At 66.6% G+C, this 23,275-nt stretch carries 36 protein-coding genes and 2 pseudogenes; 36 read left to right on the top strand and 2 right to left on the bottom strand.

What is annotated here, in order from left to right; all coding sequences use genetic code 11:
• Positions 1–328 precede the first annotated feature (328 nt).
• The 5 genes from ABT116_RS23930 to tuf all read left to right on the top strand — a co-directional run bounded on the left by ABT116_RS23930 (position 329) and on the right by tuf (position 5,528).
• On the top strand, positions 329–850 hold the full coding sequence (locus ABT116_RS23930; RefSeq protein ID WP_502983924.1) for a DUF1707 and DUF4190 domain-containing protein: 522 nt from the start codon (positions 329–331) through the stop codon (positions 848–850).
• Positions 851–1,169: 319 nt separating this feature from the next.
• On the top strand, positions 1,170–1,541 hold the full coding sequence (rpsL, locus tag ABT116_RS23925; protein ID WP_003948652.1) for a 30S ribosomal protein S12: 372 nt from the start codon (positions 1,170–1,172) through the stop codon (positions 1,539–1,541).
• Between the two features lie 2 nt (positions 1,542–1,543).
• The gene (gene rpsG / locus ABT116_RS23920) at positions 1,544–2,014 is read left to right on the top strand and encodes a 30S ribosomal protein S7 (RefSeq protein ID WP_003992340.1); all 471 of its coding nucleotides are present in this window, start codon (positions 1,544–1,546) and stop codon (positions 2,012–2,014) included.
• A 39-nt stretch (positions 2,015–2,053) separates the two neighbouring features.
• Entirely contained in the window at positions 2,054–4,180 is a 2,127-nt protein-coding gene (gene fusA, locus ABT116_RS23915) for an elongation factor G (protein WP_351637309.1), read from the top strand.
• A gap of 154 nt (positions 4,181–4,334) precedes the next feature.
• The gene (gene tuf / locus ABT116_RS23910) at positions 4,335–5,528 is read left to right on the top strand and encodes an elongation factor Tu (protein ID WP_030839706.1); all 1,194 of its coding nucleotides are present in this window, start codon (positions 4,335–4,337) and stop codon (positions 5,526–5,528) included.
• A 115-nt stretch (positions 5,529–5,643) separates the two neighbouring features.
• Here tuf and ABT116_RS23905 read toward each other — a convergent pair whose 3' ends face one another.
• Positions 5,644–6,663: a hypothetical protein gene (locus ABT116_RS23905; RefSeq protein WP_351637307.1), complete on the bottom strand. Its 1,020-nt coding sequence runs from the start codon at positions 6,661–6,663 to the stop codon at positions 5,644–5,646.
• A complete protein-coding gene (locus tag ABT116_RS23900; RefSeq protein WP_502983923.1) occupies positions 6,660–6,869 on the bottom strand; it encodes an ATP-binding protein in 210 nt (69 codons plus the stop codon). Before ABT116_RS23900 ends, ABT116_RS23905 begins: the two co-directional genes overlap by 4 nt.
• A 111-nt stretch (positions 6,870–6,980) precedes the next feature.
• Between ABT116_RS23900 and ABT116_RS23895 the strand changes: the two are divergent.
• The 31 genes and pseudogenes from ABT116_RS23895 to ABT116_RS23750 all read left to right on the top strand — a co-directional run.
• Positions 6,981–7,615: pseudogene (locus ABT116_RS23895) on the top strand (helix-turn-helix domain-containing protein); the annotation flags it as partial.
• 3 nt (positions 7,616–7,618) lie between these two features.
• Entirely contained in the window at positions 7,619–7,909 is a 291-nt protein-coding gene (locus tag ABT116_RS50915) for a DUF397 domain-containing protein (protein WP_502983925.1), read from the top strand.
• Between the two features lie 259 nt (positions 7,910–8,168).
• Complete coding sequence (gene rpsJ, locus ABT116_RS23890) at positions 8,169–8,477, top strand: 30S ribosomal protein S10 (RefSeq protein WP_003948644.1); 309 nt, start codon at positions 8,169–8,171, stop codon at positions 8,475–8,477.
• Positions 8,478–8,494: 17 nt separating this feature from the next.
• Positions 8,495–9,139 (top strand): 50S ribosomal protein L3, encoded by a 645-nt coding sequence (gene rplC / locus ABT116_RS23885; RefSeq protein WP_033308969.1) that lies wholly within the window; start codon positions 8,495–8,497, stop codon positions 9,137–9,139.
• Between the two features lie 8 nt (positions 9,140–9,147).
• Positions 9,148–9,804, top strand: coding sequence for a 50S ribosomal protein L4 (gene rplD, locus ABT116_RS23880; protein ID WP_351637305.1), 657 nt, complete (start codon positions 9,148–9,150; stop codon positions 9,802–9,804).
• Positions 9,804–10,223 (top strand): 50S ribosomal protein L23, encoded by a 420-nt coding sequence (gene rplW / locus ABT116_RS23875; RefSeq protein ID WP_033308967.1) that lies wholly within the window; start codon positions 9,804–9,806, stop codon positions 10,221–10,223. The genes rplD and rplW overlap by 1 nt, the downstream gene beginning before the upstream one ends.
• A 40-nt stretch (positions 10,224–10,263) precedes the next feature.
• Positions 10,264–11,100: a 50S ribosomal protein L2 gene (gene rplB, locus ABT116_RS23870; protein WP_031141294.1), complete on the top strand. Its 837-nt coding sequence runs from the start codon at positions 10,264–10,266 to the stop codon at positions 11,098–11,100.
• Positions 11,101–11,112: 12 nt separating this feature from the next.
• Entirely contained in the window at positions 11,113–11,394 is a 282-nt protein-coding gene (gene rpsS, locus ABT116_RS23865) for a 30S ribosomal protein S19 (protein ID WP_003992359.1), read from the top strand.
• Between the two features lie 42 nt (positions 11,395–11,436).
• Positions 11,437–11,784: a 50S ribosomal protein L22 gene (gene rplV / locus ABT116_RS23860; RefSeq protein WP_031141295.1), complete on the top strand. Its 348-nt coding sequence runs from the start codon at positions 11,437–11,439 to the stop codon at positions 11,782–11,784.
• Positions 11,784–12,614, top strand: a complete 831-nt coding sequence (gene rpsC / locus ABT116_RS23855) for a 30S ribosomal protein S3 (protein WP_104785485.1) — start codon at positions 11,784–11,786, stop codon at positions 12,612–12,614. Before rplV ends, rpsC begins: the two co-directional genes overlap by 1 nt.
• A 5-nt stretch (positions 12,615–12,619) precedes the next feature.
• On the top strand, positions 12,620–13,039 hold the full coding sequence (gene rplP / locus ABT116_RS23850) for a 50S ribosomal protein L16 (RefSeq protein WP_062928590.1): 420 nt from the start codon (positions 12,620–12,622) through the stop codon (positions 13,037–13,039).
• On the top strand, positions 13,039–13,263 hold the full coding sequence (gene rpmC, locus ABT116_RS23845; protein ID WP_010036720.1) for a 50S ribosomal protein L29: 225 nt from the start codon (positions 13,039–13,041) through the stop codon (positions 13,261–13,263). The genes rplP and rpmC overlap by 1 nt, the downstream gene beginning before the upstream one ends.
• Complete coding sequence (gene rpsQ / locus ABT116_RS23840) at positions 13,263–13,550, top strand: 30S ribosomal protein S17 (RefSeq protein WP_030839660.1); 288 nt, start codon at positions 13,263–13,265, stop codon at positions 13,548–13,550. The genes rpmC and rpsQ overlap by 1 nt, the downstream gene beginning before the upstream one ends.
• A gap of 102 nt (positions 13,551–13,652) precedes the next feature.
• On the top strand, positions 13,653–14,021 hold the full coding sequence (gene rplN, locus ABT116_RS23835) for a 50S ribosomal protein L14 (RefSeq protein ID WP_003992364.1): 369 nt from the start codon (positions 13,653–13,655) through the stop codon (positions 14,019–14,021).
• 2 nt (positions 14,022–14,023) lie between these two features.
• Positions 14,024–14,347 (top strand): 50S ribosomal protein L24, encoded by a 324-nt coding sequence (gene rplX, locus ABT116_RS23830; protein ID WP_003992365.1) that lies wholly within the window; start codon positions 14,024–14,026, stop codon positions 14,345–14,347.
• Entirely contained in the window at positions 14,347–14,904 is a 558-nt protein-coding gene (gene rplE, locus ABT116_RS23825) for a 50S ribosomal protein L5 (protein ID WP_003992366.1), read from the top strand. The genes rplX and rplE overlap by 1 nt, the downstream gene beginning before the upstream one ends.
• A 5-nt stretch (positions 14,905–14,909) precedes the next feature.
• Positions 14,910–15,095 (top strand): type Z 30S ribosomal protein S14, encoded by a 186-nt coding sequence (locus tag ABT116_RS23820; RefSeq protein WP_003948630.1) that lies wholly within the window; start codon positions 14,910–14,912, stop codon positions 15,093–15,095.
• A 241-nt stretch (positions 15,096–15,336) separates the two neighbouring features.
• Positions 15,337–15,735 (top strand): 30S ribosomal protein S8, encoded by a 399-nt coding sequence (gene rpsH / locus ABT116_RS23815; RefSeq protein WP_030839654.1) that lies wholly within the window; start codon positions 15,337–15,339, stop codon positions 15,733–15,735.
• Positions 15,736–15,759: 24 nt separating this feature from the next.
• Entirely contained in the window at positions 15,760–16,299 is a 540-nt protein-coding gene (rplF, locus tag ABT116_RS23810) for a 50S ribosomal protein L6 (protein WP_351637297.1), read from the top strand.
• 3 nt (positions 16,300–16,302) lie between these two features.
• Complete coding sequence (gene rplR, locus ABT116_RS23805; RefSeq protein ID WP_007494754.1) at positions 16,303–16,686, top strand: 50S ribosomal protein L18; 384 nt, start codon at positions 16,303–16,305, stop codon at positions 16,684–16,686.
• A 41-nt stretch (positions 16,687–16,727) separates the two neighbouring features.
• Positions 16,728–17,333 carry a 30S ribosomal protein S5 gene (gene rpsE / locus ABT116_RS23800; protein WP_009190144.1) on the top strand — a complete coding sequence of 202 codons (606 nt, stop codon included), beginning with the start codon at positions 16,728–16,730 and terminating at the stop codon, positions 17,331–17,333.
• 2 nt (positions 17,334–17,335) lie between these two features.
• Complete coding sequence (gene rpmD, locus ABT116_RS23795; RefSeq protein ID WP_003974250.1) at positions 17,336–17,518, top strand: 50S ribosomal protein L30; 183 nt, start codon at positions 17,336–17,338, stop codon at positions 17,516–17,518.
• Positions 17,519–17,520: 2 nt separating this feature from the next.
• Positions 17,521–17,976 carry a 50S ribosomal protein L15 gene (gene rplO, locus ABT116_RS23790; RefSeq protein WP_030839644.1) on the top strand — a complete coding sequence of 152 codons (456 nt, stop codon included), beginning with the start codon at positions 17,521–17,523 and terminating at the stop codon, positions 17,974–17,976.
• A gap of 244 nt (positions 17,977–18,220) precedes the next feature.
• The gene (secY, locus tag ABT116_RS23785; protein WP_351637293.1) at positions 18,221–19,534 is read left to right on the top strand and encodes a preprotein translocase subunit SecY; all 1,314 of its coding nucleotides are present in this window, start codon (positions 18,221–18,223) and stop codon (positions 19,532–19,534) included.
• Positions 19,534–20,196, top strand: a complete 663-nt coding sequence (locus ABT116_RS23780) for an adenylate kinase (RefSeq protein WP_351637290.1) — start codon at positions 19,534–19,536, stop codon at positions 20,194–20,196. The genes secY and ABT116_RS23780 overlap by 1 nt, the downstream gene beginning before the upstream one ends.
• Before the next feature lie 132 nt (positions 20,197–20,328).
• Positions 20,329–21,165 (top strand): type I methionyl aminopeptidase, encoded by an 837-nt coding sequence (gene map / locus ABT116_RS23775; protein ID WP_351637286.1) that lies wholly within the window; start codon positions 20,329–20,331, stop codon positions 21,163–21,165.
• A 212-nt stretch (positions 21,166–21,377) separates the two neighbouring features.
• A complete protein-coding gene (gene infA, locus ABT116_RS23770) occupies positions 21,378–21,599 on the top strand; it encodes a translation initiation factor IF-1 (protein ID WP_003948620.1) in 222 nt (73 codons plus the stop codon).
• Between the two features lie 59 nt (positions 21,600–21,658).
• Positions 21,659–21,772 carry a 50S ribosomal protein L36 gene (rpmJ, locus tag ABT116_RS23765; protein ID WP_003974245.1) on the top strand — a complete coding sequence of 38 codons (114 nt, stop codon included), beginning with the start codon at positions 21,659–21,661 and terminating at the stop codon, positions 21,770–21,772.
• A 194-nt stretch (positions 21,773–21,966) separates the two neighbouring features.
• Positions 21,967–22,347 (top strand): 30S ribosomal protein S13, encoded by a 381-nt coding sequence (rpsM, locus tag ABT116_RS23760; RefSeq protein ID WP_004984507.1) that lies wholly within the window; start codon positions 21,967–21,969, stop codon positions 22,345–22,347.
• A gap of 64 nt (positions 22,348–22,411) precedes the next feature.
• Entirely contained in the window at positions 22,412–22,816 is a 405-nt protein-coding gene (gene rpsK, locus ABT116_RS23755) for a 30S ribosomal protein S11 (RefSeq protein WP_003956432.1), read from the top strand.
• Positions 22,817–22,971: 155 nt separating this feature from the next.
• A pseudogene (locus ABT116_RS23750) lies at positions 22,972–23,275 on the top strand (DNA-directed RNA polymerase subunit alpha); the annotation flags it as partial.

Raw genomic sequence — 23,275 nt, 5'->3', positions numbered from 1 at the left:
GATAGCTTCTCGCCCGTCCGCGGATATTGCACCGTCTGAAAAAAGCCCGCGCAAACCGCAACTGACACTGTGTCACCGACGCCCCTGCGGGGTGGCCGCCCTTCGGCGTCCCCGGCCCCGTGGCCCGGGGCGGGAAGGACCTCTACGCCGTCTCACCGCGGCGTCTGCGAGCGTGCGGACACCGCGGCGAAACCGAGGTGCGTCCGCGCGCGGGAGCGCCTCTGTCGGCTGTCTGGCCGACACGCGGTGCCCCGTCGTCGACGCACCCGTGCCGGAACCTCCGCTTCGGCGCATCATGGAAGGACTCCGGCCTCCGGGGAGGTGCTCCGTGTCGCAGTCGCACTATCCGTCCTGGCAGCCCTGGCAGGGTCCTGGTGCTCCCTCGATGCTCGCGTCGCACGCCGATCGGGAGCGGGCCGTGGACGTGCTCAGAGCCGGGTACGGCGAGGGGCGGATGGAGCAGGGCGAGTTCGAGAAGCGGGTGGGGCGGGCGTACGCGGCGCGGACCGTGGGGGAGCTGGCGCTGCTCGTCGCGGATCTGCCGCAGGGGCCAATGCAGCAGCCGGTCTCGGTCGTGCCCGTGCCGGCGACGTTCCTGCCCGTGCCGCGGGCGCGGACCAATGGGAAGGCCGTCGCGGCCGGGGTGTGCGGGCTGCTGTGCGTGCCGACCATGGGGCTGACCGGGATCCCGGCCGTCGTGCTGGGGCATGTGGCCCGGGCCGAGATCCGCAGCCGGGGAGAGCTGGGGGACGGGCTCGCGCTGACCGGTCTCGTGCTCGGGTGGTTGTCCACGGCAGGCTGGGCACTCGTTCTGGTGTTGCTCACGGTGGTGTCCGTCGTAGCATCGTGAAGGTATGCAAAACGGACAGTCGCCGTCGAATTGAAGATCGACAACGGCCGGGGGGCTTGACATGTCCCGCATGGCGATGCGGGCGGTGCCCATTTGTTTTGACCGCAGCGAATGCGGTAGGTACGCTCAGACCTTGTGCCTGGGGTGTGCCCTGGCTCGCGTGTGTGCCATGAACCGCACGGCGAGCTGACACCGGCCACCGTAATCTGCGCTGTTTCTGCCTCGCGGCGGGAGTCCGCGGGTTCGACACACCCGACCGCGTGGGTCGGAGATGTTCCAGGTTAGCTTCACCATTCGGCACACAGAAACCGGAGAAGTAGTGCCTACGATCCAGCAGCTGGTCCGCAAGGGCCGGCAGGACAAGGTCGAGAAGAACAAGACGCCCGCACTCGAGGGTTCCCCTCAGCGCCGGGGCGTCTGCACGCGTGTGTTCACGACCACCCCGAAGAAGCCGAACTCGGCCCTGCGTAAGGTCGCGCGTGTGCGTCTGACCAGCGGGATCGAGGTCACCGCTTACATTCCGGGTGAGGGACACAACCTGCAGGAGCACTCCATCGTGCTCGTGCGCGGCGGCCGTGTGAAGGACCTGCCGGGTGTTCGCTACAAGATCATCCGTGGCTCCCTCGACACCCAGGGTGTCAAGAACCGCAAGCAGGCCCGTTCCCGCTACGGCGCCAAGAAGGAGAAGTAAGAATGCCTCGTAAGGGCCCCGCCCCGAAGCGCCCGGTCATCATCGACCCGGTCTACGGTTCTCCTCTGGTCACGTCGCTCATCAACAAGGTGCTGCTGAACGGCAAGCGCTCCACCGCTGAGCGCATCGTCTACGGCGCCATGGAAGGTCTGCGTGAGAAGACGGGCAACGACCCGATCATCACGCTGAAGCGCGCGCTGGAGAACATCAAGCCGACCCTCGAGGTCAAGTCCCGCCGTGTCGGTGGTGCGACGTACCAGGTTCCGATCGAGGTCAAGCCCGGTCGCGCCAACACGCTCGCGCTGCGCTGGCTGGTCGGTTACTCCCGCGCCCGTCGCGAGAAGACCATGACCGAGCGTCTGCTCAACGAGCTTCTCGACGCCTCCAACGGCCTTGGTGCCGCTGTGAAGAAGCGCGAGGACACCCACAAGATGGCCGAGTCCAACAAGGCCTTCGCGCACTACCGCTGGTAGTCGCTACCCACATCGAGACCGAGAGAAGACTGAAGCCTTATGGCTACCACTTCACTTGACCTGGCCAAGGTCCGCAACATCGGGATCATGGCCCACATCGACGCGGGCAAGACGACCACCACCGAGCGGATCCTGTTCTACACCGGCGTGTCGTACAAGATCGGTGAGGTCCACGACGGCGCTGCCACCATGGACTGGATGGAGCAGGAGCAGGAGCGTGGCATCACGATCACGTCTGCTGCGACCACCTGTCACTGGCCGCTCGAGGACAACGACTACACCATCAACATCATCGACACCCCGGGTCACGTCGACTTCACCGTCGAGGTGGAGCGCTCCCTGCGTGTGCTCGACGGTGCCGTGACGGTGTTCGACGGTGTCGCCGGTGTCGAGCCGCAGTCCGAGACGGTGTGGCGTCAGGCCGACCGCTACGGCGTGCCGCGCATCTGCTTCGTCAACAAGCTGGACCGTACCGGCGCCGAGTTCCACCGCTGCGTGGACATGATCTCGGACCGCCTGGGCGCGCAGCCGCTGGTCATGCAGCTGCCGATCGGTGCCGAGGCGGACTTCAAGGGCGTCATCGACCTCGTGACGATGAAGGCCCTGGTCTGGTCGGCCGAGGCGACCAAGGGCGAGATGTACGACACCGTCGACATCCCGGACACCCACGCCGAGGCTGCCGAGGAGTACCGCGGCAAGCTGCTCGAGGCCGTCGCCGAGAACGACGAAGAGCTGATGGAGCTGTACCTGGAGGGCACCGAGCCCACCGTGGAGCAGCTCTACGCCGCGATCCGTCGTATCACCATCGCGTCCGGCAAGGGCGGCGGCACCACCGTCACCCCCGTGTTCTGCGGCACCGCGTTCAAGAACAAGGGCGTTCAGCCCCTGCTCGACGCGGTCGTGCGCTACCTGCCCACCCCGCTCGACGTCGAGGCCATCGAGGGCCACGACGTCAAGGACCCGGAGCAGGTCATCGCCCGCAAGCCGTCGGAGGACGAGCCCCTCGCCGCGCTGGCGTTCAAGATCATGAGCGACCCGCACCTCGGCAAGCTCACCTTCGTCCGCGTGTACTCCGGCCGCCTGCTGTCCGGCACCGCCGTGCTGAACTCGGTGAAGGGCAAGAAGGAGCGCATCGGCAAGATCTACCGCATGCACGCGAACAAGCGTGAGGAGATCGAGTCGGTGGGCGCCGGCGACATCGTCGCCGTGATGGGTCTGAAGCAGACCACGACCGGTGAGACGCTGTCCGACGACAAGAACCCGGTCATCCTGGAGTCCATGGACTTCCCGGCGCCGGTGATCCAGGTCGCCATCGAGCCCAAGTCGAAGGGCGACCAGGAGAAGCTGGGCGTCGCGATCCAGCGCCTGGCCGAGGAGGACCCGTCGTTCCAGGTCCACTCGGACGAGGAGACGGGCCAGACCATCATCGGCGGTATGGGCGAGCTGCACCTCGAGGTGCTGGTCGACCGCATGCGCCGTGAGTTCAAGGTCGAGGCCAACGTCGGCAAGCCGCAGGTCGCCTACCGTGAGACGATCCGCAAGGCCGTCGAGCGCGTGGACTACACCCACAAGAAGCAGACCGGTGGTACCGGTCAGTTCGCCAAGGTGCAGATCGCGATCGAGCCGATCGAGGGCGGCGACGCCTCGTACGAGTTCGTGAACAAGGTGACCGGTGGCCGTGTCCCGAAGGAGTACATCCCTTCGGTGGACGCCGGTGCGCAGGAGGCCATGCAGTTCGGCATCCTCGCCGGCTACGAGATGACCGGCGTGCGCGTCACCCTGATCGACGGTGGCTACCACGAGGTCGACTCCTCCGAGCTGGCGTTCAAGATCGCCGGTTCGCAGGCCTTCAAGGAGGCCGCCCGCAAGGCCAGCCCCGTGCTGCTCGAGCCGATGATGGCCGTCGAGGTCACCACGCCCGAGGACTACATGGGTGAGGTCATCGGCGACATCAACTCCCGCCGTGGCCAGATCCAGGCCATGGAGGAGCGGGCCGGTGCCCGCGTCGTGAAGGGCCTCGTGCCCCTCTCGGAGATGTTCGGCTACGTCGGAGACCTCCGCAGCAAGACGTCGGGTCGCGCAAGCTACTCGATGCAGTTCGACTCCTACGCCGAGGTTCCCCGGAACGTCGCCGAGGAGATCATCGCGAAGGCCAAGGGCGAGTAACGCACCGCGTCTACACGCCGTAGGCTTGACTCCGGTGCTCGAGGGGCATTCCGCCGCAATCGTGGTGCGAATGCCCCGAGGCCCGGGCTTTCCAGCAAAGATCACCTGGCGCCGATGAGTAAGGCGTACCAGAACCACTCTCAGGAGGACCCCAGTGGCGAAGGCGAAGTTCGAGCGGACTAAGCCGCACGTCAACATCGGCACCATCGGTCACATCGACCACGGTAAGACGACCCTCACGGCCGCCATTACCAAGGTGCTGCACGACGCGTACCCGGACCTGAACGAGGCCTCGGCCTTCGACCAGATCGACAAGGCTCCTGAGGAGCGCCAGCGCGGTATCACCATCTCCATCGCGCACGTCGAGTACCAGACCGAGACGCGTCACTACGCCCACGTCGACTGCCCCGGTCACGCGGACTACATCAAGAACATGATCACGGGTGCGGCGCAGATGGACGGCGCCATCCTCGTGGTCGCCGCCACCGACGGCCCGATGCCGCAGACCAAGGAGCACGTGCTCCTGGCCCGCCAGGTCGGCGTTCCGTACATCGTCGTCGCCCTGAACAAGGCCGACATGGTGGACGACGAGGAGATCCTGGAGCTCGTCGAGCTCGAGGTCCGTGAGCTCCTCTCCGAGTACGAGTTCCCGGGCGACGACCTGCCGGTCGTCAAGGTCTCGGCGCTCAAGGCCCTCGAGGGCGACAAGGAGTGGGGCAACTCCGTCCTCGAGCTCATGAAGGCCGTGGACGAGAACATCCCGCAGCCCGAGCGTGACGTCGACAAGCCGTTCCTGATGCCGATCGAGGACGTCTTCACGATCACCGGTCGTGGCACGGTCGTCACCGGTCGCATCGAGCGTGGTGTCCTCAAGGTCAACGAGACCGTTGACATCGTGGGCATCAAGCAGGAGAAGACCACCACCACGGTCACCGGCATCGAGATGTTCCGCAAGCTCCTCGACGAGGGCCAGGCCGGTGAGAACGTCGGTCTGCTCCTCCGTGGCATCAAGCGCGAGGACGTCGAGCGCGGCCAGGTCATCATCAAGCCGGGCTCGGTCACCCCGCACACCGAGTTCGAGGCGCAGGCCTACATCCTGTCCAAGGACGAGGGTGGCCGCCACACGCCGTTCTTCAACAACTACCGCCCGCAGTTCTACTTCCGTACGACGGACGTGACCGGCGTGGTGACCCTCCCCGAGGGCACCGAGATGGTCATGCCGGGTGACAACACCGAGATGAAGGTGGAGCTCATCCAGCCCGTCGCCATGGAGGAGGGCCTGAAGTTCGCCATCCGTGAGGGTGGCCGGACCGTGGGCGCCGGCCAGGTCACCAAGATCAACAAGTGAGTCCTCGGACTGGCTTGAGGGTCTACTGACCTGAGTGGCTCGAAGGGGCCCGTACGACTTCGGTCGTGCGGGCCCCTTTGCCGTTGGTCCACAACGGGGGCGATGTGATCCGCGGTCACTGCATGTTCTGGACGTGCGGGTGGCCGGGCGACGTCCGGCAGGCGTAGAGCTGCATGCTGTAGCTCCGGCCGATCTCCAGCTGTGTGTCGCGTGCCGGGCCGAGGAAGTGATAGCCGTCGTAGCCCGCGTCCTCGACCGGCCGCCAGCTTCCGCTGCCGCCGTCCCACTCCGTGCCGTCGAGAGTGAGCAGGGGGCGGACCGGCCCACCGCACTCGGGGCAGGACATCGGGAACGGATCGGAGAAGCTCCAGGGAGCGTGACCGCCGGCCTTGCTGCCCGGGGCGACCGCGAGGTCGTACTGGTAGCAGAGCCCGGCCTCTCCTTCGTCGGCCTCCTCCTCGTTCTCCTCCTCCCACGCGCTGATCCGCTCGGCGAGCTCCTCGGGCAGCTCGTGCGGTGCCGGGTACTCGGTGACCGGCTCGGGATGCAGGACGCACGGCTCGGGCAGACAGCCGTCGTTGCCGATGACGGACGGCTGCGGGACGTCGGTGAGACGGGGCCCCACTTCGGCCGTGGTGCGCCAGCGCAGCTCCGTGTACGGCAGATGGTCCGGGGCGTGGTCGAAGGGGCACCACAGCACCTGAAGCAGATCGGCTCCCTCCGGGCAGGGCAGGCCCGGAACGTCGGAGGCGTACAGCTGGACGACGGGCACCAGCGGGACGGGCCCGTCCTGCGGTGTGCGGGTCTTCTCGGTCGCCCGGTCGACGATCACCCGCTCCTCGTCGGTCAGCAGCTCATCCCCCTCCGCGCGCGGGCGGGCCCACGCCTCCGCGAGGATCCGTCGTCGCAGCCGGACGTCGACCGGGTCGAGCCCGCGGTGCCAGGGGCCGGTGTGCTCAGGGCAGCCGGGCCATGGCTCATCGGCCGGCCAGAGCAGGGGCCCGCCGATGGAACTGTCGGCCGCGGTCGGCGCACCGGCCCGGGGGTGCAGCCGTACGGCGGTGCGGGCGAGGGGGGCCAGTTCGGGGAAGAGGCCGGCGACGTCGAGGGGGCGGGGTGGGGTGGTGCGGGTCATGGGCGCAGCGTACGGGGCGGCACCGACACCGCTCGGCCCTCCGGCCCGAGGTCGAGTTCGGCCCACACCGTCTTGCGGGGCGGAAGCCCACGGGTGACGCCCCAGCGGTCGGCGAGCGCGTCCACCAGGAGCAGGCCGCGGCCGGACTCGGCCTCACCGTCGACCGGCCGGGTCTGCGGCAGCCGGTCGTCGCGCGTGTCCGTCACCTAGGTGCCGAGGGTGCGGGCGACGACGTACGCCGCCCTGGGGAGAACCGGAGGCCGAAGTGGCGTACGGGTAGGGCGCTGAAGCAGGGGCGTACGACGGAAGGGTGCGGGATGACGGCCGAGGCGGCGGAGGCGGGACGGCTCAGGAGCGAGACGGACGAGCCCGGGTGGGAGGTCGACCCGGACGACGAGTGGGGCGTCGCGGTCATCGCCACGGCGGGACGAAGCTGAAGCTGCGCCGGGAGGGGGTCGGGATGCGGGCCGCCGAGTCCGGGACGGCGGTCGGATACGGCGAGGACATGGTCTACAAGATCGAGGGCGGCAAGCGGATTCCCCGCCAGGACTACCTCGTCAGGGCCGACGAGGTGCTGGGGGCCGGCGGGCTGATCGCGGCGACCTGGGAGGACGTGAAGCAGCAGGCGGTGGAGATCGGGGTGTACGAGTGCACCAGGGTCCACGGGTTGTTGCAGACACCTGATCACGCTCGGGCCCTGTTCGAAGCAGCGCAGCCGCCCTACTCGCCGGAGGATGTGGAACGGATGGTGGCGGCCCGTATGGCCCGGCAGACGGTCTTCGAACGGGATCCGGCCCCGTCCCTGCACTACGTCCTGGAGGAGGCGGTGGTGCGCCGGCGGGTCGGGGGCAGAATGGTGTGCCGAGGGCAGCTCGAACGACTCCTGGAAGTGGGGCGCTTCCGCAACGTCACCCTCCAGATCATGCCGACGGAGACCGATGCGCATCCGGGCGCAATCAAGAGCAGCTACAGCAGTGGCACGGACGGCAACTCCTGCGCCGAGGTCGCGATAACCCCCGGGACCGTCCACGTCCGGGACTCCAAGCACACGCAGGGGGACCGGCTGGGCCTCTCGGACGCGGCCCGACGGTTTGAGTTACGTCACCCCCGGGGTATTCTCCTCGGCTCGATTGGCGTCGCCCCTGCCCCATATGGCAGACTGTCCGAGTTGCTCGGTCGAGTGTTGATGCTGCGCGCCTCCCGCCGGGGGGACCGGAAGCGAGTCCCACAGTACTCGTCGCCCTAACTGCCGTAAGGCAGCGCTGGGGCGGACGTACGGGAATCTTTCGGGAAGTGCGGTGCGGCACTGGCCAGGCACCCGGTGGGCCTTCGCCCCGCCTGCGGTTCCGGAAGGGCCGTGTGCAATCCCGCAGGGATGTTCAATCAAGGGACATCTGTGTCAGCGGGAGCGCGACACGCCCGACCGCGTGGGTCGGAGGAACGAAGGCAGCAGAAGGAATCCACCGGGTTCCAGAGCGTTAGAGAGACAGGACTACTGAGTAGCCATGGCGGGACAGAAGATCCGCATCCGGCTCAAGGCCTACGACCACGAGGTCATCGACTCTTCGGCGAAGAAGATCGTCGAGACGGTGACTCGCACTGGTGCGTCGGTCGCGGGCCCGGTGCCGCTGCCCACTGAGAAGAACGTGTACTGCGTCATCAAGTCGCCGCACAAGTACAAGGACTCGCGCGAGCACTTCGAGATGCGCACGCACAAGCGCCTGATCGACATCCTCGACCCGACCCCCAAGACCGTTGACTCTCTGATGCGACTCGACCTCCCGGCCGGTGTCGACATCGAGATCAAGCTCTGAGGCCGGTGATCTGAACGATGGCTAAGCAGATCAAGGGCATCCTGGGCGAGAAGCTCGGCATGACGCAGGTGTGGGACGCGAACAACCGTGTTGTTCCGGTCACCGTCGTCAAGGCCGGCCCCAACGTCGTCACCCAGGTCCGTACGAACGACGTCGACGGCTACGAGTCCGTCCAGATCGCGTTCGGCGAGATCGACCCGCGCAAGGTGAACAAGCCCCTCAAGGGCCACTTCGCCAAGGCCGACGTCACTCCCCGCCGCCACCTCGTCGAGATCCGTACCGCTGACGCCAGCGAGTACACCCTCGGCCAGGAGATCACCGCCGAGGTGTTCGAGGCCGGCATCAAGGTCGACGTGACCGGCAAGAGCAAGGGCAAGGGCTTCGCCGGTGTCATGAAGCGTCACAACTTCAAGGGCCTCGGCGCCGGACACGGCACCCAGCGCAAGCACCGCTCTCCCGGTTCCATCGGTGGCTGCGCCACCCCGGGCCGTGTGTTCAAGGGCCTCCGCATGGCGGGTCGCATGGGCAACGAGCGGGTCACCACCCAGAACCTGACCGTCCACGCCGTTGACGCGGAGAAGGGTCTGCTGCTCATCAAGGGCGCGGTTCCCGGTCCGAACGGCGGCCTCGTCCTGGTCCGCACCGCGGCCAAGGGGGCCTGAGGTAACCGATGAGCACTGTTGACATCCTTTCGCCGGCGGGCGACAAGGCCGGTTCCGTCGAGCTCCCCGCGGAGATCTTCGACGTTGAGAAGGTCAGCATTCCGCTGATCCACCAGGTCGTCGTCGCACAGCTGGCCGCTGCCCGTCAGGGCACGCACAAGACCAAGACCCGTGGCGAGGTCCGCGGCGGTGGCAAGAAGCCGTACCGCCAGAAGGGCACCGGTCGCGCCCGTCAGGGTTCGACCCGCGCGCCGCAGTTCGCCGGTGGTGGCGTCGTGCACGGTCCCGTGCCGCGTGACTACTCGCAGCGGACCCCGAAGAAGATGAAGGCCGCGGCCCTGCGCCACGCCCTCACCGACCGGGCCCGCCACAACCGCATCCACGTCGTCTCCGGCGTCGTCGAGGGTGACAACCCGTCGACGAAGGCCGCCAGGACGCTGTTCGGCAAGATCTCGGAGCGCAAGAACCTGCTCCTGGTCGTCGACCGCGCCGACGAGGCCGCGTGGCTGTCCGCCCGCAACCTGCCCCAGATCCACATCCTGGAGCCGGGCCAGCTGAACACGTACGACGTTCTCGTCTCGGACGACGTGGTCTTCACCCAGGCCGCCTTCGAGTCCTTCGTGTCCGGCCCGAAGGCCAATGACACCGAAGGGAGCGAGGTCTGATGGCTATCCGTCACCCCGCTATCGCCTCCAAGGCGGCGAAGAAGGCCAAGGCCGCGCGCGTCGCCAAGGCGCGCCGCCACGCCGCCGAGGGCAAGAACACCGTCGAGACCCCGCTGAGCAAGTCCTTCACGGACCCCCGTGACGTGCTGCTCAAGCCGGTGGTCTCCGAGAAGAGCTACGCGCTCCTCGACGAGGGCAAGTACACGTTCATCGTGGACCCGAGCGCCAACAAGACCCAGATCAAGCAGGCCGTGCAGTCGGTCTTCTCGGTCAAGGTCACCGGGGTCAACACGATCAACCGCCAGGGCAAGCGCAAGCGGACCCGCACCGGCTTCGGCCAGCGCGCGTCCACCAAGCGCGCGATCGTGACCCTCGCTGAGGGCGACCGTATCGACATCTTCGGCGGTCCGACCGCCTGAGGGCGGTCCGGATCGTCCGATATCGGACGAGGACTGAGAAATGGGAATCCGCAAGTACAAGCCGACTACGCCGGGCCGTCGTGGCTCCAGCGTCGCCGACTTCGTCGAGGTCACGCGGTCCACGCCGGAGAAGTCGTTGGTCCGCCCCCTGCACAGCAAGGGTGGCCGTAACAACTCCGGTCGTGTGACCGTCCGCCACCAGGGCGGTGGCCACAAGCGCGCCTACCGCGTGATCGACTTCCGTCGTCACGACAAGGACGGCGTGCCGGCGAAGGTCGCGCACATCGAGTACGACCCCAACCGCACCGCGCGCATCGCGCTCCTGCACTACGCGGACGGCGAGAAGCGCTACATCCTCGCGCCGCGTGGCCTGAGCCAGGGCGACCGCGTCGAGAACGGTCCCGGGGCCGACATCAAGCCGGGCAACAACCTTGCCCTGCGCAACATCCCGGTCGGTACCACGCTGCACGCCATCGAGCTGCGTCCGGGCGGCGGCGCGAAGTTCGCCCGCTCCGCCGGCGCCTCGGTGCAGCTGCTCGCGAAGGAGGGCTCGATGGCCCACCTCCGCATGCCGTCCGGTGAGATCCGCCTGGTCGACCAGCGCTGCCGCGCCACGGTCGGCGAGGTGGGCAACGCCGAGCAGAGCAACATCAACTGGGGTAAGGCGGGCCGTAAGCGCTGGCTGGGCGTTCGCCCGACCGTGCGTGGTGTGGTCATGAACCCCGTGGACCACCCGCACGGTGGTGGCGAAGGCCGTACCTCGGGTGGTCGCCACCCGGTGTCCCCCTGGGGCAAGAAGGAAGGCCGTACTCGTTCGCCCAAGAAGGCGTCGAACAAGTACATCGTCCGCCGCCGCAAGACGAACAAGAAGCGCTAAGGACGGGTTGAGATGCCTCGTAGCTTGAAGAAGGGGCCCTTCGTCGACGACCACCTGATCAAGAAGGTGGACGCCCAGAACGAAGCCGGCACCAAGAACGTCATCAAGACCTGGTCCCGTCGCTCCATGATCGTGCCGGCCATGCTCGGCCACACGCTCGCGGTGCACAACGGCAAGACCCACATTCCGGTGTTCGTCACCGAGTCGATGGTCGGCCACAAGCTCGGCGAGTTCTCGCCGACGCGCACCTTCCGGGGTCACGTCAAGGACGACCGGAAGTCGAAGCGCCGCTAAGCGCGGGGTGGAATGACCATGACAGACACTGGAAGGACAACCATGGAAGCCAGGGCCCAGGCGCGGTACATCCGCGTCACGCCCATGAAGGCCCGCCGCGTGGTGGACCTCATCCGTGGCATGAACGCCACGGAGGCTCAGGCGGTCCTGCGTTTCGCCCCGCAGGCCGCGAGCCAGCCGGTCGGCAAGGTGCTGGACAGCGCCATCGCCAACGCCGCGCACAACTACGACCACACCGATGTCGACAGCCTCTTCGTCTCCGAGGCCTACGTCGACGAGGGCCCGACCCTGAAGCGGTTCCGTCCGCGCGCCCAGGGCCGTGCCTACCGGATCCGCAAGCGGACCAGCCACATCACCGTGGTCGTCAGCAGCAAGGAAGGAACCCGGTAATGGGCCAGAAGGTAAACCCGCACGGGTTCCGGCTCGGTGTCACGACCGACTTCAAGTCGCGTTGGTACGCCGACAAGCTGTACAAGGACTACGTCAAGGAAGACGTCGCCATCCGTCGGATGATGACGTCCGGCATGGAGCGCGCCGGCATCTCCAAGGTCGAGATCGAGCGCACCCGTGACCGCGTGCGTGTGGACATCCACACCGCTCGTCCGGGCATCGTCATCGGCCGCCGTGGCGCCGAGGCCGACCGCATCCGCGGTGACCTCGAGAAGCTCACGGGCAAGCAGGTCCAGCTGAACATCCTCGAGGTCAAGAGCCCCGAGACGGACGCTCAGCTGGTTGCCCAGGCCGTCGCCGAGCAGCTCTCCTCCCGCGTCTCCTTCCGTCGCGCCATGCGCAAGAGCATGCAGGGCACGATGAAGGCCGGCGCCAAGGGCATCAAGATCCAGTGCGGTGGCCGCCTCGGTGGCGCCGAGATGTCCCGCTCGGAGTTCTACCGCGAGGGCCGTGTGCCCCTGCACACGCTCCGCGCGAACGTGGACTACGGCTTCTTCGAGGCCAAGACGACCTTCGGCCGCATCGGCGTGAAGGTCTGGATCTACAAGGGCGACGTCAAGAACATCGCCGAGGTCCGCGCCGAGAACGCTGCTGCCCGTGCGGGTAACCGCCCGGCCCGTGGCGGCGCCGACCGCCCGGCCCGTGGTGGCCGTGGTGGCGAGCGTGGCGGTCGCGGTCGCAAGCCGCAGCAGGCTGCCGGCGCCGAGGCCCCCAAGGCCGAGGCTCCCGCGTCCGCCGCTCCGGCTGAGAGCACCGGAACGGAGGCCTGACCGAAATGCTGATCCCCCGTAGGGTCAAGCACCGCAAGCAGCACCACCCCAAGCGCAACGGTATGGCCAAGGGTGGCACGCAGGTCGCGTTCGGCGAGTACGGCATCCAGGCGCTGACCCCGGCGTACGTGACGAACCGTCAGATCGAGGCCGCTCGTATCGCCATGACCCGCCACATCAAGCGTGGCGGCAAGGTCTGGATCAACATCTACCCGGACCGCCCCCTCACCAAGAAGCCCGCCGAGACCCGCATGGGTTCCGGTAAGGGTTCTCCTGAGTGGTGGATCGCCAACGTCAAGCCCGGACGCGTGATGTTCGAGCTGTCGTACCCCAACGAGAAGATCGCGCGCGAGGCCCTGACCCGTGCGGCTCACAAGCTGCCGATGAAGTGCAAGATCGTCAAGCGCGAGGCAGGTGAAGCGTGATGTCGGCCGGTACCAAGGCGTCCGAGCTGCGCGAGCTGGGCAACGAGGAGCTGCTCAACAAGCTCCGCGAGGCCAAGGAAGAGCTGTTCAACCTCCGCTTCCAGGCGGCGACGGGCCAGCTCGAGAACCACGGCCGGCTCAAGGCCGTCCGTAAGGACATCGCGCGGATCTACACCCTGATGCGTGAGCGCGAGCTGGGCATCGAGACGGTGGAGAGCGCCTGATGAGCGAGAGCAACGTGACTGAAGAGACCAAGACGGACCGCGGCTTCCGCAAGACCCGTGAGGGTCTGGTCGTCAGCGACAAGATGGACAAGACCGTCGTCGTCGCCGTCGAGGACCGCGTCAAGCACGCGCTGTACGGCAAGGTCATCCGCCGTACGAGCAAGCTCAAGGCCCACGACGAGCAGAACGCCGCGGGTGTCGGCGACCGCGTCCTCCTCATGGAGACCCGGCCGCTGTCCGCGACGAAGCGCTGGCGCGTCGTCGAGATCCTCGAGAAGGCCAAGTAATCCCTCCTAGGGGGACTCCCTAGGCATCGTTCCGCCAGGCTCGGGGCGGGTGTGTGACTCACGCTCCCGCCCCGGGAACCGGCAGACAATCAGGAGATAGACGTGATCCAGCAGGAGTCGCGACTGCGTGTCGCCGACAACACTGGTGCGAAGGAAATCCTTTGCATCCGTGTGCTCGGTGGCTCCGGTCGCCGCTACGCGGGTATCGGTGACGTCATCGTCGCCACCGTCAAGGACGCGATCCCCGGCGGCAACGTGAAGAAGGGTGACGTCATCAAGGCGGTCATCGTTCGCACCGTCAAGGAGCGCCGCCGTCCGGACGGCTCGTACATCCGCTTCGACGAGAACGCCGCCGTCATTCTCAAGAACGACGGCGACCCTCGTGGCACCCGTATCTTCGGCCCGGTCGGCCGGGAGCTGCGCGAGAAGAAGTTCATGAAGATCATCTCGCTCGCGCCGGAGGTGCTGTAAGCATGAAGATCAAGAAGGGCGACCTGGTCCAGGTCATCACCGGTAAGGACAAGGGCAAGCAGGGCAAGGTCATCGCGGCCTTCCCCCGCGAGGACCGCGTCCTGGTCGAGGGTGTCAACCGGGTCAAGAAGCACACCAAGGCCGGTCCGACGGCTCGCGGTTCGCAGGCCGGCGGCATCGTCACCACCGAGGCGCCGATCCACGTCTCCAACGTCCAGCTGGTCGTGGAGAAGGACGGCAACAAGGTCGTGACCCGCGTCGGTTACCGCTTCGACGACGAAGGCAACAAGATCCGCGTTGCCAAGCGGACGGGTGAGGACATCTGATGACGACCACCACCAGCCCGCGTCTGAAGCAGAAGTACCGTGAGGAGATCACGGGCAAGCTGCGTGACGAGTTCAAGTACGAGAACGTCATGCAGATCCCCGGTCTCGTCAAGATCGTGGTCAACATGGGTGTGGGCGACGCCGCCCGCGACTCCAAGCTGATCGAGGGTGCCATCAAGGACCTCACCACGATCACCGGTCAGAAGCCGGCCGTCACCAAGGCCCGCAAGTCCATCGCGCAGTTCAAGCTGCGTGAGGGCCAGCCGATCGGTGCCCACGTCACGCTTCGTGGCGACCGCATGTGGGAGTTCCTGGACCGCACCCTGTCGCTCGCGCTGCCGCGCATCCGCGACTTCCGCGGCCTGTCCCCCAAGCAGTTCGACGGCCGTGGCAACTACACCTTCGGTCTCACGGAGCAGGTCATGTTCCACGAGATCGACCAGGACAAGATCGACCGCACCCGGGGTATGGACATCACCGTGGTGACCACGGCGACCAACGACGCTGAGGGCCGCGCGCTCCTTCGTCACCTCGGCTTCCCCTTCAAGGAGGCGTGAGCGAGATGGCGAAGAAGGCTCTGATCGCTAAGGCTGCTCGCAAGCCCAAGTTCGGTGTGCGTGGCTACACCCGTTGCCAGCGCTGCGGCCGCCCGCACTCCGTGTACCGCAAGTTCGGCCTCTGCCGCGTGTGCCTTCGTGAGATGGCTCACCGTGGCGAGCTGCCGGGCGTGACCAAGAGCTCCTGGTAATCCCCCTAATAAGGGATTCGCAGGGCTCTCGGTAAGCACGTAGGGGTGGCAGGACGCCCGGCCCGCATGGCTTAGGCTTGTGGGGTTGGGCGTCTGCCGCCGCCCGTACGCCGCGGACACCTGTCCGCTCATTGAATGCTTACTACGCCGTAGGTCCACCGCGCCGCACCCGTCCCGTCTCGGATCGGGGAGAGGGATGGCGCACCAGGAAACCCCGGCGAGAGAGGCCGAAGGCCAATTCATGACCATGACTGATCCGATCGCAGACATGCTGACGCGTCTGCGGAACGCGAACTCGGCATACCACGACTCCGTGACGATGCCGGCGTCCAAGATCAAGTCGCACATCGCGGAGATCCTCCAGCAGGAGGGCTTCATCACGGGCTGGAAGGTCGAGGACGCCGAGGTCGGCAAGAACCTCGTCCTGGAGCTGAAGTTCGGCCCCAACCGTGAGCGCTCCATCGCGGGCATCAAGCGGATCTCCAAGCCCGGTCTCCGGGTGTACGCGAAGTCCACGAACCTGCCGAAGGTTCTGGGCGGCCTGGGCGTGGCCATCATCTCCACGTCCCACGGTCTCCTGACCGACAAGCAGGCGCAGAAGAAGGGCGTGGGTGGGGAAGTCCTCGCCTACGTCTGGTAATTCGGGAACGGAGGAGAGACAGCAATGTCGCGTATCGGCAAGCTCCCCATCCCGGTTCCCGCCGGCGTGGACGTCACCATCGACGGCCGTACGGTCTCGGTCAAGGGCCCCAAGGGCGAACTGACCCACACCGTCATCGCGCCGATCGACATCGCGAAGGCCGAGGACGGCACCCTTCAGGTGCTGCGGCCCAACGACGAGCGGCAGAGCAAGGCCCTGCACGGCCTGTGCCGCACGCTGGTGGCGAACATGATCACCGGTGTGACCACGGGATACGTCAAGAAGCTCGAAATCAGCGGTGTCGGCTACCGTGTCCTGGCCAAGGGCTCCAACCTGGAGTTCTCCCTGGGCTACAGCCACCCGATCCTGGTCGAGGCCCCCGAGGGCATCACCTTCAAGGTGGAGTCCCCGACCCGTTTCTCGGTCGAGGGCATCGACAAGCAGAAGGTCGGCGAGGTTGCGGCCAACATCCGCAAGCTGCGCAAGCCCGACCCGTACAAGGCCAAGGGCGTCAAGTACGAGGGCGAAGTCATCCGCCGCAAGGTCGGAAAGGCGGGTAAGTAAGCCATGGCATACGGGCAGAAGATCCTTAAGGGCGACGCCTACAAGCGCGCCGCGATCAAGCGCCGCCACATTCGTATCCGTAAGCACATCAACGGTACGGCGGAGCGTCCGCGTCTGGTCGTTACCCGCTCGAACCGCCACATCGTGGCCCAGGTGATCGACGACATCAAGGGTCACACCCTTGCGTCGGCGTCCACCCTGGACACCTCGATCCGCGGTGGCGAGGGCGACAAGTCCGCGCAGGCCAAGCAGGTCGGCGCCCTGGTCGCCGAGCGCGCCAAGGCTGCCGGTGTCGAGGCCGTCGTGTTCGACCGTGGTGGTAACCAGTACGCGGGGCGCATCGCCGCCCTGGCGGACGCCGCCCGCGAGGCCGGACTCAAGTTCTGAGTCGGTTCCGTAGCTAGCGGAAACAGAGAGAGGTAATTCCAATGGCTGGACCCCAGCGCCGCGGTGGCGGTGCCGGTGGCGGCGAGCGGCGGGACCGGAAGGGCCGTGACGGCGGCGCTGCTGCCGCCGAGAAGACCGCGTACGTTGAGCGCGTTGTCGCGATCAACCGCGTCGCCAAGGTTGTGAAGGGTGGTCGTCGCTTCAGCTTCACCGCGCTGGTCGTGGTGGGCGACGGTGACGGCACCGTGGGTGTCGGATACGGCAAGGCCAAGGAGGTGCCGGCCGCCATCGCCAAGGGCGTTGAGGAGGCCAAGAAGCACTTCTTCAAGGTCCCCCGCATCCAGGGCACCATCCCGCACCCCATCCAGGGTGAGAAGGCTGCCGGCGTCGTGCTCCTGAAGCCCGCCTCGCCCGGTACCGGTGTTATCGCCGGTGGTCCGGTGCGTGCCGTGCTCGAGTGCGCCGGTATCCACGACGTGCTGTCGAAGTCGCTCGGCTCCGACAACGCGATCAACATCGTGCACGCGACCGTGGAGGCCCTGAAGGGTCTGCAGCGTCCCGAGGAGATCGCGGCCCGCCGTGGTCTGCCCCTCGAGGACGTCGCCCCCGCGGCTCTTCTCCGTGCGCGTGCCGGGGCGGGTGCGTAATCATGGCGCAGCTCAAGATTACGCAGGTCAAGTCCTACATCGGCAGCAAGCAGAACCACCGTGACACCCTGCGTTCCCTTGGTCTCAAGGGCATCAACACGCAGGTCGTCAAGGAGGACCGCCCCGAGTTCCGCGGCATGGTGCACACCGTCCGCCACCTCGTGACGGTCGAGGAGGTCGACTGATCATGGCGGAGCAGAACCCGCTCAAGATCCACAACCTCCGTCCCGCCCCGGGCGCCAAGACCGCCAAGACCCGTGTCGGTCGTGGTGAGGCGTCGAAGGGTAAGACGGCCGGTCGTGGTACCAAGGGCACGAAGGCCCGTTACCAGGTTCCGGAGCGCTTCGAGGGTGGCCAGATGCCCCTCCACATGCGTCTCCCGAAGCTGAAGGGCTTCAAGAACCCGTTCAAGACCGAGTTCCAGGTCGTGAACCTCGACAAGCTGGCCGCGCTCTACCCCGAGGGTGGCGAGGTCACCGTCGAGGGTCTGGTGGCCAAGGGGGCCGTTCGCAAGAACAGCCTCGTCAAGGTCCTCGGCCAGGGCGAGATCTCCGTGGCGCTGCAGGTGACGGTCGACGCCGTCTCCGGCTCCGCCAAGGAGAAGATCACCGCCGCCGGCGGTTCTGTCACCGAGCTCGTCTGAACACCACAGGCGTCTCGATGACCTGAGCGATCCCGACCGGGGATACCCCACATATGGGGTATCCCCGGTCGGTCGTTCCTAGGGCGGCAGTCTCGCCGGTAAGGTGGCCTGCACTGCCCACTTTTCACAGGGTGCTTCACTTCGGGCACTCTGGGCGGCAGTTGACCGTTACCCATGTCGTTGTTCTATTGGACTCTCAAGACGTCACCCTTGACGCAGTTGCGCGGGGGTCGCAGGAGGCACCGTGCTCACCGCGTTCGCCCGGGCGTTCAAGACGCCCGACCTGCGCAAGAAGCTGCTCTTCACGCTCGGCATCATCGTGGTCTACCGGGTCGGTACGCACATCCCGATCCCAGGCGTCGACTACCGGAACGTCCAGACCTGTATCGACAACGCACAGGCCAACCAGGGCATCTTCGGCCTGGTGAACATGTTCAGCGGCGGCGCGCTGCTGCAGATCACGATCTTCGCGCTGGGCATCATGCCGTACATCACGGCGAGCATCATTCTGCAGCTGCTGACCGTGGTGATCCCGCGCCTGGAAGCCCTGAAGAAGGAGGGCCAGGCCGGTACGGCGAAAATCACGCAGTACACCCGTTACCTGACGATCGCCCTCGCCATCCTTCAGGGCACCGGCCTCGTCGCCACCGCCCGCAGCGGCGCGCTGTTCCAGGGCTGCCCGGTGGCCAGCCAGATCGTCCCCGACCAGTCGATCTTCGTCACCATCACCATGGTCATCACCATGACCGCCGGTACGGCCGCCGTGATGTGGCTCGGTGAGCTCATCACCGACCGCGGCATCGGCAACGGCATGTCGATCCTGATGTTCATCTCGATCGCCGCCACCTTCCCGTCCGCGCTGTGGGCCATCAAGCAGGAGGGCTCCCTGGCCGGCGGCTGGATCGAGTTCGGCACGGTCATCCTGGTCGGCTTCGCCATGGTCGGCCTGGTGGTCTTCGTCGAGCAGGCCCAGCGCCGCATCCCGGTCCAGTACGCCAAGCGCATGATCGGCCGTCGTTCCTACGGCGGTACGTCCACCTACATCCCGCTCAAGGTGAACCAGGCGGGTGTGATCCCCGTCATCTTCGCCTCGTCGCTGCTCTACATCCCGGCGCTGATCGCTCAGTTCGCGGGAGGCACGTCGGGCTGGAAGACCTGGATCGAGCAACACTTCGTCAAGGGCGACCACCCGTACTACATCGTTACGTACTTCCTGCTGATCGTTTTCTTCGCGTTCTTCTATGTGGCGATCTCCTTCAACCCCGAGGAAGTCGCCGACAACATGAAGAAGTATGGTGGCTTCATCCCGGGCATCCGGGCTGGCCGACCGACCGCTGAGTACCTGAGCTACGTACTCAACCGGATCACCTGGCCGGGTTCGCTGTACTTGGGACTGATCGCTCTCGTGCCGACGATGGCGTTGGCAGGTTTCGGGGCAAACCAGAACTTCCCGTTCGGCGGGACCAGCATCCTGATCATCGTGGGTGTCGGTCTCGAGACCGTGAAGCAGATCGAGAGCCAGCTCCAGCAGCGCAATTACGAAGGGTTCCTCCGCTGATGCGTATCGTCCTCGTCGGGCCGCCGGGTGCCGGTAAGGGAACGCAGGCCGCGTTCCTGGCCAAGAACCTGTCGATCCCGCACATCTCCACGGGCGACCTGTTCCGGGCCAACATCAGCCGGCAGACGGAACTCGGCAAACTGGCGAAGTCCTACATGGACGCGGGCAACCTCGTGCCCGACGAGGTCACCATCGCCATGGCGAAGGACCGCATGGAGCAGCCGGACGCCGAGAACGGTTTCCTGCTGGACGGCTTCCCCCGCAACGTGTCGCAGGCCGAGGCGCTCGACGAGCTCCTCGAGACCGAGAGCATGCAGCTCGACGCGGTGCTGGACCTGGAGGTCCCCGAGGACGAGGTGGTCAAGCGGATCGCCGGCCGCCGCATCTGCCGCAACGACTCCTCGCACGTCTTCCACGTGACGTACAAGCAGCCGGCCAAGGACGGCGTCTGCGACGTCTGCGGCGGTGAGCTGTACCAGCGCAACGACGACTCCGAGGAGACGGTCCGCACGCGCCTGGAGGTCTACCACACCCAGACCGAGCCGATCATCGACTACTACAAGGCCCAGGGCCTGGTGGTCACGATCTCGGCGCTCGGCAAGGTGGAGGACGTCACGACCCGCGCCATGGAGGCGCTGAAGCGTGGCGAGGACGGCAAGTAGTCGTCCGTACGCAGCTCCGGCCGCGGTTCCCCTCGGGGAGCCGCGGCCGCTGTGTGGGTGGGGCCGGTCGCGCGGCCCCGTATCGTTGAAGGCGTTCGTCGTCGCCGAAGGTCCAGAAAGGCCGTAGCTCCCATGGTGCAGATCAAAAGCCCCGAGCAGATCGCCAAAATGCGTGAGGCGGGGCTGGTCGTCGCCGCCATTCACGCGGCGACCCGTGAGGCCGCCGTGCCCGGGGCCACGACGAAGGATCTGGACCAGGTCGCCCGCAAGGTGCTCGCCGAGCACAACGCCAAGCCGAACTTCCTCGGCTACGGCGGCTTCCCGGCGACGATCTGCACGTCGGTGAACGAGGTCGTCGTCCACGGCATTCCGTCCGACGACGTCGTCCTCAAGGACGGGGACGTCATCTCCATCGACTGCGGCGCGATCATCGACGGCTGGCACGGCGACGCGGCCTTCACGGCCTTCGTCGGGTCCGGTCACTCCCCGGAGCTCGTCGAGCTCTCGCGGGTGACCGAGGAGTCGATGTGGGCCGGCATCGCGGCCATGAAGCAGGGCAACCGCCTGGTCGACGTCTCCCGGGCCATCGAGACGTACATCCGCCGCCAGCCCAAGCCCGGCGGCGGCAAGTACGGGATCATCGAGGACTACGGCGGGCACGGCATCGGCACCGAGATGCACATGGACCCGCACCTGCTGAACTACGTCGACCGGCGGCGTGGCAAGGGCCCGAAGCTGGTGCCCGGCTTCTGCCTCGCGATCGAGCCGATGGTGTCCCTGGGGACGCCGAAGACGGAGGTCCTCGAGGACGACTGGACCGTCATCACGACGGACGGTACGTGGTCGTCGCACTGGGAGCACTCGGTGGCACTGACCGAGCAGGGGCCGCTGGTGCTGACGTCTCCCGACGGGGGCAAGGCGAAGCTCGCCGAGCTGGGGATCCAGGCAGCGCCGGATCCGCTGGGCTGAGCCCTGTCCCCGGCCGCGTCCCGGTGGGGGCTGGTCGCGCAGTTCCCCGCGCCCCTTTCGGGGCGCTTAGAGCTATCTCCGGCGGGGCAGACTTCCCCGATTCGTGTTTCTGAGGGCCCTGTCGTAGACTGACTCGTCGGCTCTTGTGTACCCGCATGCCTGCATGCGCCCCGCACAGAGTCGATCAAGGTAGTCGATTCGAAGGGCGAAGCGTGGCCAAGAAGCAAGGTGCCATCGAGATCGAGGGCACTGTCGTCGAGTCTCTTCCGAACGCCATGTTCAAGGTCGAGCTCCAGAACGGCCACCAGGTCCTGGCACACATCAGCGGCAAGATGCGTATGCACTACATCCGCATCCTCCCTGACGACCGGGTCGTGGTGGAGCTGTCTCCGTACGACCTGACCCGTGGCCGGATCGTCTACCGCTACAAGTAGATCTTGCCCGCATCCCGCTTCCGGCGGGGTGGTGGCACTGACCCGGAGAACCTCACCTAATGAAGGTCAAGCCGAGCGTCAAGAAGATCTGCGACAAGTGCAGGGTGATCCGCCGTCACGGCCGGGTCATGGTCATCTGCGACAACCCGCGCCACAAGCAGCGCCAGGGCTGACGCACGACCGATCCCTCTGCATCCATCGCAGAGATTCGCGCGACGCGAGCTGAATATGTTCATACGCAGAACCCAGGCGAACGATCGTCCGCCTGACACCCCCGGTTCGGAGGCTGGGGACCCAGTTCGTACCTGGTACGGCGGCTGGGCGTCGGTTCTGTGGAAGACCTCCGACAAGTAACTGGAGCCATTGAATGGCACGCGTTTCCGGTGTTGACATCCCGCGCGAAAAGCGCGTGGAGATCGCCCTCACCTACGTGTTCGGCATCGGCCGGACCCTCTCCCAGCAGACGCTGGCCGCCACCGGCGTGGACCCGAACACCCGTGTTCGGGACCTCTCCGAGGAGCAGCTGGTCGCGATCCGCGAGTACGTCGACAACAACATCAAGACCGAGGGTGACCTCCGTCGCGAGATCCAGGCCGACATCCGCCGCAAGGTCGAGATCGGTACCTACCAGGGTCTCCGTCACCGTCGTGGTCTGCCCGTCCGCGGTCAGCGCACCAGCACCAACGCTCGTACCCGCAAGGGTCCGCGTCGCGCCATCGCCGGCAAGAAGAAGCCGGGCAAGAAGTAGTCCACAGCGGACGCCTGTCCACGGTCTTCGCTGTAGGACCGACCACCTCCCGTAGGAGTTATAGATGCCCCCCAAGGGTCGTCAGGGCGCTGCCAAGAAGGTGCGCCGCAAGGAAAAGAAGAACGTCGCTCACGGCCACGCGCACATCAAGAGCACGTTCAACAACACGATCGTCTCGATCACGGACCCGTCCGGCAACGTGATCTCCTGGGCCTCCGCCGGCCACGTCGGCTTCAAGGGCTCCCGGAAGTCCACGCCGTTCGCCGCGCAGATGGCCGCCGAGTCGGCTGCCCGCCGCGCCCAGGAGCACGGCATGCGCAAGGTCGACGTGTTCGTGAAGGGCCCGGGTTCCGGTCGTGAGACCGCGATCCGCTCCCTGCAGGCCACGGGCCTCGAGGTCGGCTCCATCCAGGACGTCACCCCGACCCCGCACAACGGCTGCCGTCCGCCGAAGCGCCGCCGCGTCTGACGCGAGGCTGCTGCACGCAGACCGTGGTTCCGGGCGGTACGGCTCCGTAAAAGGGCCGTATCGCCCGTACCCTTGCAGTACCCGCACTTTTCCCGGTGCGGTTTCCGTCGGGCGTCATATAGCGGGCGTCCACGAAAGAAGGATCTGATCCACACATGCTGATCGCTCAGCGTCCCTCGTTGACCGAAGAGGTCGTCGACGAGTTCCGCTCCCGGTTCGTGATCGAGCCGCTGGAGCCGGGCTTCGGTTACACCCTCGGCAACTCCCTGCGCCGCACCCTCCTGTCGTCGATCCCCGGTGCCGCTGTCACCAGCATCCGCATCGACGGCGTCCTGCACGAGTTCACCACCGTGCCGGGCGTCAAGGAGGACGTCACCGACCTGATCCTCAACATCAAGCAGCTGGTCGTCTCCTCGGAGCACGACGAGCCGGTCGTGATGTGCAGGGCATCGCCACCAC

This window comes from Streptomyces sp. NPDC002130 (assembly GCF_040296465.1).
In the GTDB taxonomy this organism is placed as follows: domain Bacteria; phylum Actinomycetota; class Actinomycetes; order Streptomycetales; family Streptomycetaceae; genus Streptomyces.
The sequence above is the reverse complement of the archived record's forward strand: the minus strand, read 5'-3'. Positions and strand labels throughout refer to the sequence as shown.